Annotated in this window: 20 protein-coding genes; 2 read left to right on the forward strand and 18 right to left on the reverse strand. The window is 51.6% G+C overall.

Going from position 1 to position 19,139, the window contains the following annotated elements; all coding sequences use genetic code 11:
- Window positions 1–45: 45 nt before the first annotated feature.
- The 15 genes from XYCOK13_RS11900 to hisC form a co-directional block, all read right to left on the reverse strand.
- The gene (locus tag XYCOK13_RS11900) at window positions 46–1,461 is read right to left on the reverse strand and encodes a cobyrinic acid a,c-diamide synthase CobB (RefSeq protein ID WP_213412378.1); all 1,416 of its coding nucleotides are present in this window, start codon (window positions 1,459–1,461) and stop codon (window positions 46–48) included.
- 114 nt (window positions 1,462–1,575) lie between these two features.
- Entirely contained in the window at window positions 1,576–2,430 is an 855-nt protein-coding gene (locus XYCOK13_RS11905; protein ID WP_213412379.1) for a metallophosphoesterase, read from the reverse strand.
- A 267-nt stretch (window positions 2,431–2,697) separates the two neighbouring features.
- Entirely contained in the window at window positions 2,698–3,333 is a 636-nt protein-coding gene (locus tag XYCOK13_RS11910; protein ID WP_213412380.1) for a ThuA domain-containing protein, read from the reverse strand.
- Between the two features lie 36 nt (window positions 3,334–3,369).
- Window positions 3,370–4,092 carry an SDR family NAD(P)-dependent oxidoreductase gene (locus XYCOK13_RS11915; RefSeq protein WP_213412381.1) on the reverse strand — a complete coding sequence of 241 codons (723 nt, stop codon included), beginning with the start codon at window positions 4,090–4,092 and terminating at the stop codon, window positions 3,370–3,372.
- A 14-nt stretch (window positions 4,093–4,106) separates the two neighbouring features.
- Entirely contained in the window at window positions 4,107–4,796 is a 690-nt protein-coding gene (locus tag XYCOK13_RS11920) for a nitroreductase family protein (protein ID WP_244865127.1), read from the reverse strand.
- A gap of 203 nt (window positions 4,797–4,999) precedes the next feature.
- Window positions 5,000–5,692, reverse strand: a complete 693-nt coding sequence (locus tag XYCOK13_RS11925; protein WP_213412382.1) for a metal-dependent hydrolase — start codon at window positions 5,690–5,692, stop codon at window positions 5,000–5,002.
- An 82-nt stretch (window positions 5,693–5,774) separates the two neighbouring features.
- A complete protein-coding gene (locus tag XYCOK13_RS11930; protein ID WP_213412383.1) occupies window positions 5,775–6,113 on the reverse strand; it encodes a hypothetical protein in 339 nt (112 codons plus the stop codon).
- A 331-nt stretch (window positions 6,114–6,444) separates the two neighbouring features.
- A complete protein-coding gene (locus tag XYCOK13_RS11935) occupies window positions 6,445–7,617 on the reverse strand; it encodes an ABC transporter permease (protein ID WP_213412384.1) in 1,173 nt (390 codons plus the stop codon).
- The gene (locus XYCOK13_RS11940; RefSeq protein WP_213412385.1) at window positions 7,614–8,315 is read right to left on the reverse strand and encodes an ABC transporter ATP-binding protein; all 702 of its coding nucleotides are present in this window, start codon (window positions 8,313–8,315) and stop codon (window positions 7,614–7,616) included. The genes XYCOK13_RS11935 and XYCOK13_RS11940 overlap by 4 nt, the downstream gene beginning before the upstream one ends.
- The gene (locus XYCOK13_RS11945) at window positions 8,312–9,709 is read right to left on the reverse strand and encodes an efflux RND transporter periplasmic adaptor subunit (protein WP_213412386.1); all 1,398 of its coding nucleotides are present in this window, start codon (window positions 9,707–9,709) and stop codon (window positions 8,312–8,314) included. The genes XYCOK13_RS11940 and XYCOK13_RS11945 overlap by 4 nt, the downstream gene beginning before the upstream one ends.
- Before the next feature lie 87 nt (window positions 9,710–9,796).
- Entirely contained in the window at window positions 9,797–11,236 is a 1,440-nt protein-coding gene (locus XYCOK13_RS11950) for a sensor histidine kinase (RefSeq protein WP_213412387.1), read from the reverse strand.
- Window positions 11,233–11,922 carry a winged helix-turn-helix domain-containing protein gene (locus XYCOK13_RS11955; RefSeq protein ID WP_213412388.1) on the reverse strand — a complete coding sequence of 230 codons (690 nt, stop codon included), beginning with the start codon at window positions 11,920–11,922 and terminating at the stop codon, window positions 11,233–11,235. The genes XYCOK13_RS11950 and XYCOK13_RS11955 overlap by 4 nt, the downstream gene beginning before the upstream one ends.
- Before the next feature lie 97 nt (window positions 11,923–12,019).
- On the reverse strand, window positions 12,020–12,481 hold the full coding sequence (locus XYCOK13_RS11960; RefSeq protein WP_213412389.1) for an NUDIX domain-containing protein: 462 nt from the start codon (window positions 12,479–12,481) through the stop codon (window positions 12,020–12,022).
- Window positions 12,478–12,948, reverse strand: a complete 471-nt coding sequence (locus tag XYCOK13_RS11965) for an NUDIX hydrolase (RefSeq protein WP_213412390.1) — start codon at window positions 12,946–12,948, stop codon at window positions 12,478–12,480. The genes XYCOK13_RS11960 and XYCOK13_RS11965 overlap by 4 nt, the downstream gene beginning before the upstream one ends.
- Window positions 12,949–13,034: 86 nt before the next feature.
- Window positions 13,035–14,096 (reverse strand): histidinol-phosphate transaminase, encoded by a 1,062-nt coding sequence (hisC, locus tag XYCOK13_RS11970; protein WP_213412391.1) that lies wholly within the window; start codon window positions 14,094–14,096, stop codon window positions 13,035–13,037.
- Between the two features lie 404 nt (window positions 14,097–14,500).
- On the opposite strand from hisC, the gene XYCOK13_RS11975 reads away from it, so the two are divergent.
- Together XYCOK13_RS11975 and XYCOK13_RS11980 are read left to right on the forward strand one after the other, a co-directional pair.
- Window positions 14,501–15,004 carry a hypothetical protein gene (locus XYCOK13_RS11975; RefSeq protein ID WP_213412392.1) on the forward strand — a complete coding sequence of 168 codons (504 nt, stop codon included), beginning with the start codon at window positions 14,501–14,503 and terminating at the stop codon, window positions 15,002–15,004.
- A gap of 218 nt (window positions 15,005–15,222) precedes the next feature.
- On the forward strand, window positions 15,223–16,677 hold the full coding sequence (locus tag XYCOK13_RS11980; RefSeq protein WP_213412483.1) for a SulP family inorganic anion transporter: 1,455 nt from the start codon (window positions 15,223–15,225) through the stop codon (window positions 16,675–16,677).
- A gap of 43 nt (window positions 16,678–16,720) precedes the next feature.
- Here XYCOK13_RS11980 and XYCOK13_RS11985 read toward each other — a convergent pair whose 3' ends face one another.
- From XYCOK13_RS11985 to XYCOK13_RS11995, 3 genes are all read right to left on the reverse strand, one after another.
- Window positions 16,721–16,867: a hypothetical protein gene (locus XYCOK13_RS11985; RefSeq protein ID WP_213412393.1), complete on the reverse strand. Its 147-nt coding sequence runs from the start codon at window positions 16,865–16,867 to the stop codon at window positions 16,721–16,723.
- A 207-nt stretch (window positions 16,868–17,074) separates the two neighbouring features.
- A complete protein-coding gene (locus tag XYCOK13_RS11990; protein WP_213412394.1) occupies window positions 17,075–17,878 on the reverse strand; it encodes an inositol monophosphatase family protein in 804 nt (267 codons plus the stop codon).
- Window positions 17,879–17,984: 106 nt separating this feature from the next.
- Window positions 17,985–18,977 carry an SDR family oxidoreductase gene (locus XYCOK13_RS11995; RefSeq protein WP_213412484.1) on the reverse strand — a complete coding sequence of 331 codons (993 nt, stop codon included), beginning with the start codon at window positions 18,975–18,977 and terminating at the stop codon, window positions 17,985–17,987.
- Window positions 18,978–19,139 lie beyond the last annotated feature (162 nt).

Raw genomic sequence — 19,139 nt, forward strand, 5'->3', positions numbered from 1 at the left:
GTATAGCTTATAAACGGCCCGTTTGAAAATAAAAATTTGGAAAATTTACGAATGGTTCCGTTCTTCCCTTGCCAACTCGCACAACCTGATCCACCTCCTGACGATTTCAGGGTTCGACCCGAAATGCAAGTGGGTATAGCCCGCACACAAATTGGCGAAAGCGAATCCTTCCCGCTTCATGCCGAATCTGCCTGCAGTTTCGTAAGCCGCCCCCGCGATGGGATCACCTTGTTTATCTGAATCTGATGCCCTCTCTGCATCCTGCAGCATAACAGAGTAGTGGAATTCATGTCCCTTCGCTGTCTCCCCATCGGGCAACAAAAAATTGAATGAAGTGCCGCGCACATCCCTGTAACCCAATGCTGCAAGCTTGTCCTGCATCACCACGCGACCCGCCACCAGGCCGGCCATCGGATAAACAACGCCGTCCGTCGTCTGGATCGACTCGCTCAATACCATATATCCGCCGCATTCCGCCAAGGTTGGCAAGCCTCGGGTAATCGCGTCTTTCATGCTGCGAATCCCGCTTTTTTGGGATGCCAAGACTGGGGCGAACTCCTCAGGAAACCCGCCACCGATATATAGACCGTCCGCTTCCGCAGGCACCGACTCTCCCGCCAGAGGCGAAAAATAGAGCAGCCGCGCCCCGTGCCACTCCAACAGCTCCAAATTTTCAGGATAATAAAAATGGAAGGCAGCGTCGCGTGCTACTGCAATTTGGATACGCGGCCGGCTTGGACTGCCGCGGAACAGCACAGGCTCTGCCGCAAGCTCAGACGCCTCGGAAAGTGCGAATACTTGATCGAGGTCAACGTGAGCCTCAATCAAATCCGCCAGCTGACCAAACAAGGGAGCCAGCTCTCCTCTCTCCAGCGACGGAATCAGTCCCAGATGTCGTTCCGGGATTTCAATCGCTTCCTCCTTGCGGAGATAGCCAATGACTGGAATGCCGCATTCCTGCTCAATAGCTCGCTTGACGAGTTGAAAGTGTCCTTCGCTCCCAACCTGGTTGGCAAATACGCCAACGATGCGAACTTTCGGGTCCAGGCTCTGAAAGCCCTTGACAATGGCTGCTGCGCTCCTAGCCATGCTGCTGCAGTTGACAGCCAGCAGCACGGGACTTTCTGTAATCAGGCTAATCTCGGCGGTACTGCCTGCATTCGATTCGGGACTTTTGCCATCGTAGAAGCCCATGACGCCCTCGATGACAGAAATGTCAGCATCCTGACTTCCTTTCGCCATGATCTCTCTGACAGCTTCCGGCGACAGCATCCAGCTGTCCAGATTACGGGATGGCCTGCCTGTTACAGCCCTATGATAGCTGGGGTCAATATAGTCCGGTCCACACTTGAAACCTTGGACTGCCAAGCCCCTTCTTCTCCATGCGGCCATAAGCCCGATTGTTAATGTTGTCTTCCCGACCCCACTGCCTGTCCCGGCGATGACCAGTCTTCGTTTCATCCGCCCTCCTCCTTCCTGACTCAGCAAGCGACTAGCGCTTTTGAACGATCCTTTGCTCCATTTACGATTTTTCACAAGCCACACAAGTAGACGACATTCTCTCTTGTTCGCAAGCTATTGCACAACGGCTTCTCCTGTCAGCTCAATGACGGGCAGATGCGGTCTGTTGTGAATTCGCATTGGGATAATGCTGTTGCCCAGGCCGCGGCTCACAAACATGCGCACATCGTTCTCCTCATACATTCCGGCAGTGTAGGCAGGGAACAGGCCTTGATTGGGCGCAATGACGCCCTGATCGAGAAAGGGGATGCGCACTTGCCCTCCATGCGCATGCCCGGAGAACACGAGACTGGGACGAATATCATGGTCACGGCTGGCATAACTGTCGAAGAGCTCCGGCCGGTGTGCCAAGAGCAGCATAGGCACCTCTGCCCCTGCTGCATCACGGAACAACTCAGGCGAATAAGGAATACTGTCCGCCAAGCCTGCGATGAACAGCCGCTCTCCTTCTCTCTCCACCCAATCGAACTGATTGTCTAACGCTTTGACCCCGTTGGCTGTTACAATCTCCCGCCACTGTTCTGCCCGTCCGTCATGATCGTGCTCATGATTGCCGGTAACGGCATATGTAACGGCGATATGGGCCAGTCCCCGACACAAGCGGTCCAGTCCGCTTGTCTCAAGTGCAGTACCCCGATCGACCAAGTCTCCGGTCATGACGATCAGATCCGGCTCTTGCTCTCGAACAAGACGGATCAAATGATCGATCGATGCTGCCTGCTGATCGAGATGCACATCGGATACATGCACGATGGTGTAGCCGTTGAAGGCCTTCGGCAAGCCTTCTATGGGAACGGCAATTCGGTCTACTTCAATCCAATTATTTTGTATGTATCCATAAATCCCGATGATTAGTATAATCCCAAGCAGGATGACCCCTCTTCTTACCAGTTTACTGCGCTTAACCAAAGCTCCACCTCGTCCGATTCAATCTGATCCCCTGCTTCCTGACGCCTGCATGTAAGCAGGACGGTTCGATCTTAAAGGGATCATGCTTTGCACGATTGTATTCGATGCATGCTTACAAATTCCTGCCGCATTTGCAAATTGGACACAACCGCTGCGCTTGACGCTGTCGGCAAAAGAAAAGGACATCTCGCCTTCGATCTGTTTCATCGCTTGATGCAGCGACATGGCAGATCAGAGGAGATGTCCTGTCATAATCAGAATGGACAATTACAACAGCTTAGCAGCCCATTGTACGCTTTGACGGATAACTGTGCGGTAGGCAGGAATATCGAACGGTCCGGCATCATGTCCCGGCATCAGGTAGACGACCCGTCCCAGCCCATATTCCTGACACCACCCTGCTGGAACCCTGCCTCCCTCATGTTCGTATTCCATTAATACCGTCTTGTCCGTATAAGGCAGCAAATCATACTGATACGGCTCGTCCTGAATGATGAACGAAGGAACGTCCTTCATGATGGGATGGTCCGTTGCTGCCACCTCAATCTGAATTTCGCGGTACGGAGGATGACCGGTAAACTTTGCTCCAATCATCCGGCAAACCTCGGATCGGCTTTGCAGCGATATGCCGTTATGGATACAGACGAAGGCACCGCCGTTGCTGACGAAGGAAAGCAAGCCCGCAGTCTGTTCGGATGTAAGTTTGTTTTTCCATTGATCAGCAAGGGAGACGAATACATCGTAGCTGTTCAAACTGTCCGCTAACAATGCATCGTAATCCTCCGTATAAGTAATCTCAACCACTTCCGACAGAATCGTTGTAACCCCTTCGCGAATCTTATCGAACGGATGCCAGTCGGCCTTCGCATTATCTCCCAACACCAACGCGCGCAATGCTGCCATTCCAATTCCTCCCATTCTTCGATTGTTTCACCCGTTTTACCAGAGCTGAGTCTTTCCTTCGTTGTCAATAAATGCCGGCTTGTCGCCCATATATTTCTTATGATCAAAGATCAGCTTGGCCAAGTCTGCCGCCGATTGTTCCGGCGTTAACGTCGCATGATCGGTATAAGTTCCGCTCAGATAGCTCTTCACCCATCCCGGGTGGAAATTCAGAACCTGTCCCCCGCGTTCCTTAATGCAGTTATGGGTAGTGACCGCATGCATATTCAAAGCCGCCTTCGCCATGGCATAGCCGTACCATCCTGTCCGGTAGCATTGTCCAATGCTGCCTGCTTCCGAGGAAATGTTCACAACGAGCTTGTGTTCGCTGTTCAAAATCGCTTTGATCAGCGCATGGGTAACGCGAAGAGCGCCCAGGCCTGACACATTGATCACTTGCAGGATTTGATCGAAATCCATTTCCTCGTCCAGAATGGAATCATCGATTTTCCCCAGAATCGCTGCATTGTTGACAAGCATCTCAAGCTTGTCTGTCTTGGACAAAATTAGTTGGGCTGCCGCCTTCACACTGGCATCGTCAGCTACATTCAAATCGACAATATCGATTTGCTCCGGGAACTCTGCCTTCAGCGCCTCCAGCTGGCCTTGATGAGGCATATATTGTCCCGCAAAAACATGAAAACCACGGTTTACAAATTCACGCACTAATGCCAAGCCTACGCCACGGTCCGCTCCTGTTACACATGCATATTTCGTCATAGCAATCCTCTCCTCTACTGGTTTGATGTGCTTCCTCCGAAGGTTTCGTAATCCAATATATCCTCCACGGGGAACCGAATCGTCTGATGGGCTGGCTTCTCCGCGTAGCCCAACGTAATGAGCATGATCGGCTTGTACCGATCAGGAAACTGCAGTTCTCTTCTTAATTCATCATGCTTAAAGCCGCCGATAGGGCAAGATGAAATGCCGAGGGCAGCTGCCGCAAGCATCAGCTGCATAGCAGCAAGAGAGGGATTGATCGTCCCGTCCTTGGCATCGATCGTTGCGTCTGTCGCATAGGTGGTGTGAATTTGCTTGACAAGAATGTCCCTGGCTTGCGGCGTCATATAGCCGGCCTGCACAGCAGCATCGCACACCTTTTCAGCATTTTTGTCCGCTTCCCAGTCACCGAGCACAGCGACTACTGCGGAACAATCCACGATCTGCTCCTGATTATACGCGATGGGGAGCAATCGCTGCTTCCTCTCTTCTTCCTGCACGACAATGAACTTCCAATGCTGCAAATTCCAGCCTGACGGAGCCGTTCCGGCCAACGCAATGATTTCCTCCAATGTTTCCTTCGGAATGCGCAGCCCTTTCTTATATTTCCGTACACTGGATCGTTCACGCATGATCTCTGCAATAATCTGATGTTTTGTATCCTGCATGGCGATCTCCAATCCTTTGATTATTCCGTATTCCACTATCGATGTTCCTATCTGCCTGAACCATTCGCTTAACATTTATAGTATAAGGGCTAGGAATGCGTTTTCCAATGCGGTATTTTTTCGAAAAGAGATAGGTGTAGAAAAAGATCAAACATAATGTTTACCATATTCATATTATGTTAAGTATTTCGAAATATAAAAGAAGACGAGCATATGTGCCCGTCCTCCTAGTAGCAGCACTAAAGCTCAATAGATTCGCCCGGTTTCAACGCACGACCCTTCAACCCATTGCTAATAAGCAGATCCTCAAATTTGCTGCCATCCTGCTTAATAAGTTCAAAGGTATTGTAGTGCACAGGCACGACAAGCTTGGCCTTCAGCCACTTCGCGGCTTCTATTGCATCGTCCGGTCCCATTGTATACAGATCACCCATCGGTAAAAAGGCCAAATCAATGTCATTGCGTTCGCCGATCAGCTTCATATCCGAGTAGAGATTCGTATCGCCGGCATGCAAGATCGTACGTCCCTGCCAATGAATCAGAAATCCCGCAGGCATCCCTGCGTAAATAATCTGCTTGCGCTCATGATCTACGATAGCCGAGCTGTGGAAAGCGGGGACCATTTGCAGTTCGGCAAATCCCAGGTTCATTCGCCCGCCGATATTCATATCGCGAGTGCGAACTCCCTGCCAGCTCATGTATGTAGCCAACTCGTGGATGGCAATCAGCGTAGCGCGATTGTTCTTCGCAATGGCAGCCGCATCTTGGATATGATCGGTATGCGCGTGCGTCAACAGCACGTGCTGAACCTGTATATCCTCCGGCTTGACGGCAGCCAGCGGATTGCCAGTCAGGAACGGGTCAATAATGATCGAATGCTCGCCCTCCGTAATCTGAACGCACGAGTGGCCATGATACTGAATCTTCAACATAACTCAACCTCCTGTTTCATCGTTATTCCCTTCTACTGTACCAAATGCAGGCATTCTCGATCAAACAGGACGTTGTCTTCCTTCAACTCACATCATAGAGGTTCAGCGCTTCCTGCTGCGGCTTGCGACGCTGGAGCTGGGAGACATAAGGAATGCCCTGCATGATCAATTGCCGCATGATTGCCGCATAGCGTTCATGCCTGGCAGGATTCTTGCTGCTATACAATATCGTTGCCAGTTCATCGATCAATTGCTCTTCCTCAGTCAGCAATATGTCGCGCCGCTCGACTTCCGCTGCACTCCCATCTTGTCGCTTCACCTTGAACATCGGGCTTCGATACCGCTCATACGGCATCCCCTCCGTGACAGATTCCACCTCGACAACTTCATCCATTGACAGCCACAAACCCTTCGTCCTCATGTCCTTCCCTCCTCTTCAAGTTCAACTCCCACATCTTCTCCTCTCATTATACCAGAACATCTGTTCGTTGTCTAGTATTTTCCATTCGTATTGCAAGAAGAATCTGATGCCAGTACTCTGTGCATGAGAATAATAAAAAAAGGCCAACCAGCAACTGATTGACCCGAAACTATGAAAAGCTCCTTCTGCCGACGATACCTGAAAAAATACAATTCTATCTCGCACAAAGGACAATTTCTGAAATTCCTGCGTGCGTTTTTCGATCCGACTGATCGCTTTTTGAAGGATCAAGGCTTGATGAACCTGTAACTTTCTTCGGACGTTAAAACATTTATTCATATCTGAGAGCCTCAATCGGTTTTAACGACGCCGCTTTGTTCGCCGGGAACAAGCCAAACAGGATGCCTAGCATAACCGAAAAGCCGAACGCGAACGCCATGACTGGCACTGAGCAGACGACATCCATCTGCAGCAGCGCGGACGCGCCTCGTGAAATGCCTGCGCCTAGCCCGACGCCGATCAAGCCGCCCATGCCGCTCAGCACGACAGATTCTATTAGAAACTGAAACAGAATATCCTTCTTCTTGGCGCCGATCGCCTTGCGAATCCCGATCTCCCTCGTCCTTTCCGTAACTGAGACGAGCATGATATTCATAATGCCAATGCCGCCGACTAACAGAGAAATGCCGGCAATCCCTCCCAGCGCCATCGCCATTGTATTGGAAATAGCGCTGAACGTTTCCAGCAGCTCCTGCTGGTTAAAGATCGTATAGGCGTTCGCATTGCCGCGGAACAGTTCTGTCAATTTGGCTTCAAGTCTCGGAACAGTCTGCTCCATCTTGCCGGGCTCCTCTACCTTCACATAGATCGTTCTTACCCCGGCAGTGCGAAATACCCGTTCCGCCGTTGACAGCGGGATCAACACCATCTCATCGTTCGAGCCTCCCATCGAAGAACCTTTCTCCTGCAGCAAGCCGACGACCTTAAAGCGAGAGCCATTGATCGAGATCCATTCCCCTACCGGATTCATATCGCTGAACAGCGCCTTCGCCACGCCCGAGCCGAGAACTGCAACCTTCAGGTGATAATCCAGGTCAACATCAGACAAAAAGCGGCCTTGTGCCAGCTCGTAGGCGCGGATGTCCGCATATGCGGCATTCGTGCCGATCACGCTGAACTGATCGTCTGCACTCGCATATTTCACAGTGCTGTTCTGCGTACTGGCAGGAGCGGCGCTGGCGATCCCGTCTGTTTCGGACAGCTGCATCGCCTCTTCATACGTCAGCGAGGTAGTAGATCCCCTGCCGAGTATATTTACGGTCAGCATGTCTGTCCCCAGCTCCTGAACCTGATCGGTAACGGCTTTAGTCGTTCCCTGTCCAATCGATACGAGCGCAATAACGGCCGTGACCCCGATGATGATGCCGAGCATCGTCAAAAAAGTCCGAAGCTTGTTCGCCAAAATGCTGGAAAAGGCCATTTTCATGCCCTGCCATACATTCATACGGATGCGCCCCCTTCGACAAACAAGCGACCATCCTGAATCCGGACAATTCGACTGGCCTGTTCGGCTACGTCGAGATCATGCGTAATCAGTACAATCGTATGACCGTGATTGTTCAGGGCGCGAATAAGCTCCATAACCTCGACACTTGTCTTGGAATCGAGCGCGCCTGTCGGTTCATCCGCCAACAGGATGGGCGGATTGCCGGCCAAAGCTCGCGCGATGGCCACACGCTGCTGCTGGCCGCCGGACAGCTCGACCGGACGGTGATGCACTCTGTCTCCCAAACCGACTTTGTCCAAGGCTTCCTGAGCCAGCTGCTTCCGCTGTCTGGCTGGCACGCCACGATAGATCAACGGAAGCTCGACGTTCTCCAACGCACTGAGCTTGGCCAACAGGTTGAAGCTCTGGAAGACGAAGCCGATCTTGCGGTTGCGAATCGTGGCCAGGCGGTTCTCCTTCAATCGGCTGACCTCTTCTCCATCGAGCCAATAGCTGCCGGAAGTGGGCGTGTCCAGACAGCCGATGACATGCATAAGTGTGGATTTGCCTGAACCTGACGGGCCGATGATCGCAAGGAAATCGCCAGGAAGCACTTGCAGCGAAACCTCCGTCAAGGCATGGACCGTTGCCCCTCCCATCCGATACTGCTTGCTTAACCGATCTATGCGAATGAGCGGTTCGCCTCCATTCCTCATGGACGGACACCCCCAAACACGCCTCCTCCCCGAGCACCGACACTGCCTCCGCCAGGGAAGCGCTCACCAGACATCGTTCCGCTCGGGAATGCATGCTGTCCGCTTACCGGGGCATTCGGCAGAATCACCGTATCCCCTTCACTCAGCCCTGATACAATTTCAATATAATCTTCGTTGGCAATCCCGGCCTCAATCTGGATTCTATGGCCTGTCCCGTGATCGGGTGTTGCTGCGGGCAACCCTCTACCCTCTGCAGCAAATCTGTTAGCGCGCTGGGCTAACGAAGATTCCCCATCATTGGAGCCCTCCGACCGCATCGGAGGTGCAGCTTCCCCACGCAAAGCGGCGTCTTGTCCCGACGATTCGCTACCGTCCGTGCCGTCATCCGCCTCTTCCCTGTCTGTTGACGGCTCTTCCATCCTGTCCTTATTGCCAGATTGCGCAACCACTCCAACGGTTTCCCGCATAACTGTTACGAAATAACTGCCGCCTATCGAAGCAACTGCATCAACCGGCAGCAGCAGAATATTTTCCTTTTTCTCCACCTGTATGGCTGCTTCTGCCGACATTCCCGGCTTCAACTGGTTGTTGTCAAGCACTTCAATGGTTACATCATAAGAAGCTACGCCATTCTGGGCTACTCCCTCCCTGGCGATATCCACGACGCGCCCTCCGATTTCCTCGCCCGGCAGAGCCTCCACATACAAGTCAGCCTCCTGGCCAATGGCAATCTTCGTAATATCCAGTTCATCAATCGAAGCAACCATATGTAAAATGTCGTAATTCACAATCGCGCCCAGGGCCGCGCCTGCCTTAATCTGATCCCCTGCAGCCGCATCCAGCTCCGTAACCATCCCGTCGATATCCGCCCGAATAACATAGTCCTCTTCATTGCCAGGCTCATCATCCTCCAACAGCTCGGCCAATTCTTCCCGGGCGATCTCGATATTCAATTGCTGCTTCGCAATGCCAAGCCTCGCATTGTCCCGTTCGCTCTCGTCCGCAGCAGACTTGAACCTGTTCTGAAGCTCGGTCAGCTCCAGCTCCAGCTGCTCGATCTGAAGCTCTTTGGAACGGATTTGCCTACTGGCATCGACTGCTTCCTCCCGCTCCAAGGTGATGAGAATCTCGCCCTTGCTTACCTTGCTTCCTTCCAGCACAAGAACTTCGGCTATGGTGCCGTCCTTCCCCGACTTGATGTTTGTCTGGTCTGAAGGCCGGATGCTGCCCGTGCCGCTGACGCTGACCGCCAAATCTCCACGTCGGACCTCTGTCGTCGCCACGCTTGGAGCCGTTGCTGCCTCATCCTCCGCCAACCAACGAAACCCGTAGGCAGCAGCTGCAACCAATACAACTCCTATGACTGCCGTCCACATGATTGTCTTTCTCTTCATAACAGTCTATCCCACCCCTTCTCCTATTCACCTGTCTGGTTTAGGAGTATAGCAGGACATTGTGAACAGAAAATGAACAGGCAGGCATCACCGAATGCTCAAACTTGTTCCTGTCATATGGGCGGGCAGTGTAAATTGTATGCGGGTTCCCTTCCCTTTCGAGCTTTCCAGAGAAATCTTGCTCTGATGCAAGGTCAAAATATGCTTGACAATCGCGAGGCCGAGACCCGTGCCGGTTTTGTGCGTGCGTGCCTTATCCCCCTTATAGAAGCGATCCCATATTTTATCCAGGTCCTCTTGGCGAATGCCAGCGCCCTGATCGCTGATGCTTACGCTCACATCCTCTTCTGCCAGCTGGATGACCACTGTCACCTGACTATGCAGGGGCGAATGCTGAATGGCATTTTGCAGCAAATTGACGATGACTTGTCCGATACGGACCGGATCGGCATACACATAAGCATCGCTCGGCGGATGAATCAGCTCGACCTTCATCTTCTTCTGGACGAACAGCGGTTCCAGCTGCGCAATGGTTCTCCGCAACTCCTCGGATAAGTTGAACGGACAAGGATCCATATCAAATTGGCCGGATTCAATCTTAGCCATATCCAGCAAATCGGATACCAGCTTCCTCATGCGATCCGTCGAATCCTTCATCATCATCAAATAATGGCGTTCGCGTTCAGGCTGAATGGTGCCGTCCAAAATGCCCGCCAGAAATCCGTGAATCGAAGTCAAGGGTGAACGCAAATCATGGGAGACATTCGCCAGAAAACCCTGCCTCATTTTCTCCAGAGACGAGAGCTCCTCTGCCATATAATTCAGAGACTCGCCCAATTGTCCAATTTCATCCGCGGACTTCACAGGCACTCGTCGGGACAATTCTCCGCCGGCAAATGACAACGCCGTTTCGCTCATTTCCTTGAGAGGGGTTGTCAGCTTCCGCGAAACAAAAAACAAAATAATGGCAGAGACCGGGATCGAAATGATCAGACTCCATAAAATCGGGCCGAACGGGCGGCGCACCTCCCGACCGAATTCTCTCGATGCGATCAAAATCGCTTTCTCCTCTGTGTCTAAGCCTTGCAGAATGGGCGAAGCAACATAATAGACTTCCGCTTCCTCGTGCGGCTCGACGCCCTCGACGGAAATCCCCCTCATGGCTTGCAGCACCTTGCTTCGTTCCTCAGTAATAGCCATCTGCTCCCCGCCAATGGTATACAGCAAGTCCCCTTGCGCATTGTATATCGAAAAAACACGATCAGGATGACCGAGAGCGAGATCCATGGATGCGACCAGGCTCGGCCGATCCAGCCCCATCTCATAAGCGTCCTGGATATGGTGGGCAATTCTGTGCTGCACCTGCACCAGATTGCGTTCGACAATGTGGCGGACATCCTTGCGGAAGAGCAGCGAAAACAGCAGGCTGGTCAAAAGATAAGATATGACAATAATGAGCAGCATGGACACGAACAATTTCAGGAATATGCTCCTGGAGGGCGATATCGTGGACAGCTTCGTTTTCATCGCGTGCCTGCCTCCAGCTTATAGCCCACGCCCCGGATCGTCTGGATGGACCATGGCTGATCAGGCTGGACAAGCCTTTCCCGGATTCGTTTGATATGAACATCCACGGTTCTTGGATCTCCTTCGTAGTCATATCCCCATACCTGGTCCAGCAACTGCTGGCGAGTGAAAACCCGATTGGCATGAGAAACTAGGAAATACAGCAGCTCCATCTCTTTTGGAGGGAGCGTAAACGCAGCATTCTCAGTCTCAACCGCATAACGACGCAAATCCAGCTTCAAGCCGCTAACGGCCGCCACTTCATCGTGGCAAAGCGCTGGATAAGAGCGGCGCAGTACAGCCTTGATGCGCGCCATCAGCTCCTGGGAATCGAACGGCTTGACAACATAATCATCAGCGCCAAGCTCGAACCCTGTCATCTTGTCATACCGTTCACCCTTGCCTGTCAGCATGATCACCGGAATATTTCGGTCCATCTTGAGGCGCCTGCACACTTCCCAGCCTTCGATTTCCGGCAGCATAATATCGAGCACGATGAGATCCGCCTCCAGATCGAGGGCAAGCGCCAAACCTGTCATGCCATCATGCGCAATTAATACCTCATAGCCTTCTTTCTCCGCATACAGACGAATGATTTCACAAATATACGGATCATCGTCAATGGTGAGCAGCTTTATCCGTTTCATGGGCGATACCTGCCTTCAAATGAGAGATTCGGACCGGTGCCCGGTCCCTATCTCTATTACAGTACAATGAAAAGATGAACAGAACATGAACGGCAGCTTAAGAAATATCCCCCAAATAAAACGGAGGCCGCTTCTCGCGGCTCAACTCCTTGCACAGTGCGCGGGGGAACACACGCATGTCCGGAAGATCTTGCAGCTTCACCCACTCCACACCGATCTGTTTCTCGTCCGGGTTTGCTGCATGCGCGAAGCTCTGTCCCGGGTCTCGCAAACGGCAGGAAAAATAAAATTCTACTTGATGCACATCGGCATCCCATCTCGCAAATTCATGATGGCTTCCGATGTATTCGCGGACAGTCAGCAAATCGCCTACTTCCACCTCGGCCCCCAGCTCTTCCATGCATTCCCGGACAACGGCGTCTTTCAGCTCCTCCCCCTTTTCCTGTCCGCCTCCGGGAAACAAATAGAAGATTCCTGTCGAGTCTTGATTTTTGGTAAGCAGCACGTTGCCGTTGTGAATAATGACGGCCTTCGCAGAATTTCGAATCGGTTTCGTCATTCGGAATGACACTCTCCTTCCTGCCAGTAACCCGCGTGCGTAAGGATTACCTTCGAGAACGGGTTCAACTGCTTATAAATGTCTGGCAACGCATAATAACGGAGCGCCAAGCCTTCATCGTCCTGGATGGCCGGCTCCCCTTGAACGCCTCGCGCCTCGTAGACAGCGGTGACGTTATAAACCTCGTCGCCATTCGGATATCGGTAATACATCTCCTTGCCGGACAGCAGCTTTACGAACCGATATGATTCGGCCGATAAGCCCGCTTCTTCGTAAAGCTCGCGCGCAGCTGCTTCCTCCATCGACTCTCCCAGCTCCAGCGCTCCTCCGAGCGTGCCCCAATCCAGGCTGTCGGAACGGAGCTGCAGGAGAAACTCTCCCTGCTCATTGCGTACTATTACGCATACGCCCGTCATAATCAATGGTTGAGACCCGAGAACTTTCCGCAGCTGCATCATATAACTCATGAAGCATCTCCTTCCGCAATCAATCAATTCATGGATTCGACAACGGTTAAAGTCTTATGATTGATATTATTAATATGATTAATTATTTATCTCACTAATATCTCGCTCAGTTGGCTGATCAGCGCGTCCATCTCGGCCTCTGTACCGATTGTAATTCGCAAATACGGCTTCACACGCGGGGCGCTGAAATGACGAACCAAAATCCCTGCCTCCCGAAGCCGGGAATAGATTTCTTCCGCATCGACGCGTCCATGCTTCACCCACAAGAAATTCGTTGAGGACGGGGCTACCCAGAGACCGATATCCTGAAGCTGCTTGATGGTCCTGTCTCTGATCCTCATAATTTCGCTGCGCGTATGCTGGAAGTACTCTTCATCTTCGAAGGCTGCAACAGCACCAGCATGCGCTACGCGGTCCAACGTATATGAGTTGAAAGAGCCCTTTACCCGATTCAATGCTTCAATCAGTGACGGATGCCCGAGCGCCAGTCCGACACGCAATCCAGCCAAACTCCTCGATTTGCTCAATGTCTGAACAATGAGCAAGTTCGGATAGCGTCTTATGAGCGGTAATGCTGTCTGCGCCCCGAAGTCCACATAGGCCTCGTCTACAACTACTACTTGGCTGAGATTCCGGGAGACAATCTCCTCTACTTGCTCCAAGGAAAGAGCCAGCGAGGTTGGCGCATTCGGATTCGGGAACACAATGCCGCCATTGTCCTGGAAAAAAGCGCTGACATCGATGGCGCCCGACTCGTCAACAGGAACCGTTCGGAACGGAATGCCGTAGAGCTTGGCATAAACCGGATAGAAGCTGTAGCTGATTTCCGGAAACAAGATAGGCCGGTCCTCATCGAAATAAGCGCGAAAAGCAAAAGCCAAAATCTCATCCGAACCGTTCCCTACAAACACTTCCTTCTCAGATAAGTGATAGTAGGATGCAATCGTTGTTCTAAGCCGCTCATCCGTCGGATCGGGATACAAGCGCAGATCGTTATTGACTGCCTGTTTCATTGCTTCCATTACGCGTGGAGACGGGGGGAACGGATTTTCATTCGTGTTCAGCTTAATCAAGCCTGCTTGCCTGGGTTGCTCCCCCGGAACATAGGGTTCGAGTTCGTTCAATCGTTTGCTCCAATAGTTGCTCATAGGCACGCTCCTTCTTCTTTCTATGATTCCATTGATTTCATACACAAGGCCTATCAATTGCATGTCTTAATAAGGATAATCTTGACATTGGCTTTCCAATATAGGAGGAACGGCTCATGCCGATGTTCCCATCTTTGCACCTGCACTTCCTTGCGGCTGCTGCTCGGCTTCGTATGACCGATTATGCCCCGGTTGCGGTTCACACAAGTGCCGGACAGCTTCCCGCAAGCAGTGGAAGCGCCTCCTACCAATCTCCTACTCGTACTTGACTGACACTATTATACGTGATTGAAGAAGGGGCATCAAAATTTGACAAAAACAATACTTTCGGATTATTGAATGCATTTCAGCCTTTTTCATAGAATAGAGTTACCCCCAGTAGCTTCATTTGCTTGCGAATTGATATGAAAATGGCAATTGTTGATGATACAATACCCCATTCGACCGGAGGTGATCGCGTGTTTGTAGCCTATGAAGACATGCATGCCAATCGTTTAGCCGGGCTTTACCGCTTCGAGGGACATTATCAACTGCTCCCTGAACACAATCATTTCGAAACCGGGGCCCCTCCGCAGGCCGGGAGCTATGAAATTAAAGCATTGACGGAAGGCCGCCTGTCCTTTCACGCAAACTGGGTTACATCCGACGGACGCGAACAACAAATGATATACAGTGTCAGACCCGATGGCAAGGAATATCCAAACGACAATCCGGTCATTGCCGATCATATGATTACGACACTGGAAGATCCGTACACCCTCGTAACAGTGAAGAAAAAGTCCGGATACACAGTCAGCCTCGCCCGCATCGAACTTTCGAGAGACGAGAGTTGGCTGAAGCTGATTCAATCCGGCTTTACGTGGAACGGAAAAGCTTTCAAAAATATTGCTTTATTTCTTAGAAAATAAAAGCCAGAAGCTGCATCGCAGATACATACAAGGTTTGGTTGCGAAAAACGCTATCCAAACCTTTTTTGCATGGAGAAGATTCTATGCAATTTCAGACTACCTCTATTCAATTGTGTCGAAAATAAGTATAATGAACTCTTGTGAAAAACGGACCCGGCCAACCTGAGAGTGGGAGGCCATACACTACTAGGTATAGACAATAGGAGAGAAACGACATGATGTTATTGCAAAAATTAAAAAACACTTGGCTGTTCAATACGCGCAATGATGTATTGGCAGGCATCACTGTCGCGCTGGCTCTAATCCCGGAGGCAATCGCCTTCTCGATTATCGCTGGCGTAGATCCGAAGGTAGGGCTCTACGCTTCCTTCTGTATTGCGGTATTAATTTCCTTCGTAGGCGGAAGGCCAGGAATGATTTCGGCCGCGACTGGCGCAATGGCGCTTTTGATGGTTACGCTTGTCGCCGAGCACGGTGTGGAATATCTGTTCGCGGCAACCATTTTGACAGGCCTTATTCAGATCGTACTGGGCATCATGAAGCTGGGCAGGTTTATTACTTTTATCCCGCATTCGGTCATGATCGGCTTTGTCAATGCACTGGCCATTCTAATCTTCGCAGCGCAGCTGCCCCATTTCGTCGGGGAAGGATGGATGATGTATGTGATGGTCGCAGTGACGCTGGTTATTATTTACGGCCTGCCGAAGCTGACCAAGGCTGTTCCCTCCGCGCTCGTGGCCATTATCGTCATGACCGTCGCAGCGATGCTGACCGGGATCCAAACGAAGACGGTCGGAGACATGGGCGAGCTTCCGGCTGGACTTCCCTTCTTCCATATTGCCGATGTTCCGTTTACTTGGGAAACGTTGATGATCATTCTGCCCTATTCATTCCCGTTAGCGCTGGTAGGGATATTGGAGTCACTCCTAACCGCTACGATTGTGGATGAAATGACCGAGACGAAGAGCGACAAAAACCGTGAGATTCGCGGACAGGGCATCGCCAATACGGTCACCGGCTTCTTCGGCGGCATGGCTGGCTGTGCCATGATAGGCCAGTCTGTCATTAACGTGAAATCCGGGGGACGCGGCAGATTATCCGCTCTGGTAGCAGGCGTTTTCCTGCTGATTCTGATCTTGCTGCTGGATCAGGTAGTGGTCCAGATTCCAATGGCCGCCTTGGTCGGCGTCATGTTCATGGTATCCATCAGCACCTTTGATTGGCGCTCGCTGCTGGATCTTCGCAAAATACCGGTAACGGATTCGCTCGTCATGATAATGACCGTTGCCGTCGTCGTCTACACGCATAATCTTGCGCTAGGTGTATTTGCCGGTGTTATCATGAGCGCACTGATCTTCGGCTGGCGAATTGCCAAGCTGCGCGTCGAGAGCAAGCTTCATCGAGACGGACAGAAGCAGTACGCCATATCTGGCCAGCTGTTCTTCGGCACGACGTCCCACTTCGTTGACGCCTTCGATTATCGGGAAGATCCGGAACGCATCATCATTGATTTCAGCTCCTCGCATGTTTGGGATCACTCAGCGGTAACCGCAATCGCCAAAGTGAATCTCAAATATCAGCAGCTGGGCAAGCAAGTGAAGTTCACGGGATTGAATCCGGATAGCGAGAAGCTCATTCAGCGCATCGGCAGTTCTGCCATATCCGGACATTAAGGCAATGAGGCCTGACGGTACGTACACCGTCAGGCCTTTCTATTTACCAATCATCTGCAACATTTTTATGAATCCCGTTCAAGCTCGGCGGCCGCTTTTTCATTTTTTCCTCGTTTGGCGTGCCCGCCTCATCCTTCATCGAATCCATGCGCTGCTGTTCATTGTAGGACTTGCTCTTATGCTGCGGCATCGTACCCCTCCTTCTTGGAACATGTATCCGTTAGGATATCCGTCATGCCAAGACCGTATGCGCCGTTCCCGATCAGTATTACCCGTTTTCATTTCCCGGGCAAGCGCAAGTTTCGATAGTCCTAGAAGAAATTAGGTCGAAAGTTGCGGGAAGCTGTCAAATTCAGCATCATGCCGCAACAATTTACTCTCACTCGGTGTATGCAAGCTATTTTTGCAAACCATCGTGAACCAATTGCAGCATGACCTGCTGATTGTCGGGATGGCAGGCGATTAAATAGGGCTCGCTGTTCATGCCGGTGAATGGCTTGCCGTTGAAGTCCACAACGACACCGCCCGCTTCCTTCACCATAAGCAATCCGGAATACAAGTCGTCCCCCTCCGAGTTGTACAAGACGATCCCATCCAGTTGACCGCAGGCCAGCATGCACCACTGAATGGTCGGTGCCCACAGCCGCAGCATCCTTTTGCAGCTCATGTCAATGTGCTGACGCAAACGGACAGCACGCGACTCCTGCTGAACCCGATGCCCCTGAATCCAGCCGATATTCGCTCTGTGCAAGTCCGCAGCCCGCCGCACTTGAATTGGCCGCCCATTGCATGTCGCGCCTTGCCCAGCCTGGCAGATGTACATGCGATTGACCAGTGGTTCGTACACGACACCCAGCACTGGCTCACGACGGTACAGCAATGTCATCGAATGCGCAAACACTGGCAAACCAATGGCATAATTATTCGTCCCGTCCAACGGATCAATCAACCAAAGCCAATCGCTCTTCGGACCTAGATGACCTGCTTCCTCACTGTGAATCTGGTGATCGGGGAAGGCACGCTGTACAGCCTCAAGGAGAATGGCTTCCGCCTGATGATCCACCTCTGTGACAACATCGCCAAAACGGTCTTTTTCCTCCACTATGATCCCACGGCCAAATTTGTCTCTTGCCCATTCGCCTGCCTGCTGAATGGCTTCCCTCGCTATCGCTTCCGCTTGCTGTAAGATCGCTCTGTCCATTTTGTCCTCCTTGATCTTAGGAATGAACAAAAAAGAGACGAGTTTTCGCCTCGTCTCTCATGTTGTGTGATTCAGTGTATCACAAGTGATGCGCATTGAAAACGGATTATGCATCATAAGCCGCAATGATCCGATCGACCCATGCATTCCATTCCTCGTCTATGCCGCAACGCTCCGGTCTCGCTTCGAAATACTTGATCGTCTGCCGGATACCCTCTGCGAACGATACAGTAGCAACGAAGTCCGGAACATATTGCTTGATCTTGCTATTGTCAAAAACAGCGCTGACCGCTTTATCGCCAAGCAAGCCTCCCTCTTCTTCCGGTGCATATTTGATAATGCCGGAGGAGGAGACGTGGGCCAGGATTGGTTCTACACCTGCCGCTTGACCAATGGCTTGATAAATTTGATTCCAGCTCAGCACCTCGTCTGAAGTAATGTGAAATGCATGCCCAATGGCCTGGATATGCCCGAGCAAGCCGACGAACCCTTTGGCAAAATCTGTGTTGTGCGTCATCGTCCACAGTGAAGTTCCATCCCCTGGCACCAGAATTTTCTTGCCCTTGCGCATCCGATCAACCAATGACCACGGCTTTTGCCAGCTGTTGATGGAAGCCGGGATCATCGTATTGCCGTATGTAAAGGACGGGCGGACGATAGTAATCGGAAATCCTTCGTTGCGATAAGCTTCGTTCAACAGCTCTTCGCAAGCAATCTTGTCCCGGGAATACTGCCAATACGGGTTGTGCAACGGCGTTGATTCGGTTATTCGGTAATGCAGTGCGGGCTTCTGGTAAGCGGAAGCCGAACTGATGAAAATATATTGTTTGGTCTTCCCGCGGAAAAGTTCAATATCTGTCTGTACATGCTCGGGTGTAAAAGCGATCCAGTCCACCACCACGTCAAATTCGCGGCCCTTAAGCGCTTGTTCCGCCGATGCGCGGTCGCGAATATCTCCCGGAATCACCTGAGCGCCTTCCGGAACAAATTCCGTGCGTTGGCCCCGGTTCAACAAATACAAGTCGATTCCTTTGTCTACGGCAAGTTTGGATACGGCTTCGCTAATCAGACCTGTACCCCCAATAAACAGCACTTTCATAAGCTTGCACCCCAATCTGTGGAATATCATGTCTTCTCCCTTACTATACCGCAATTGCTTGTTGGCATGAAGCCTGACTGACCAACCGTATAAGAAATTAAACCGTGCGTTGCCGTAAGCGAGCACAACGGGACTTTTCATCATCCTCCCGTTGCGCTATGA

This window comes from Xylanibacillus composti, assembly GCF_018403685.1.
In the GTDB taxonomy this organism is placed as follows: domain Bacteria; phylum Bacillota; class Bacilli; order Paenibacillales; family K13; genus Xylanibacillus; species Xylanibacillus composti.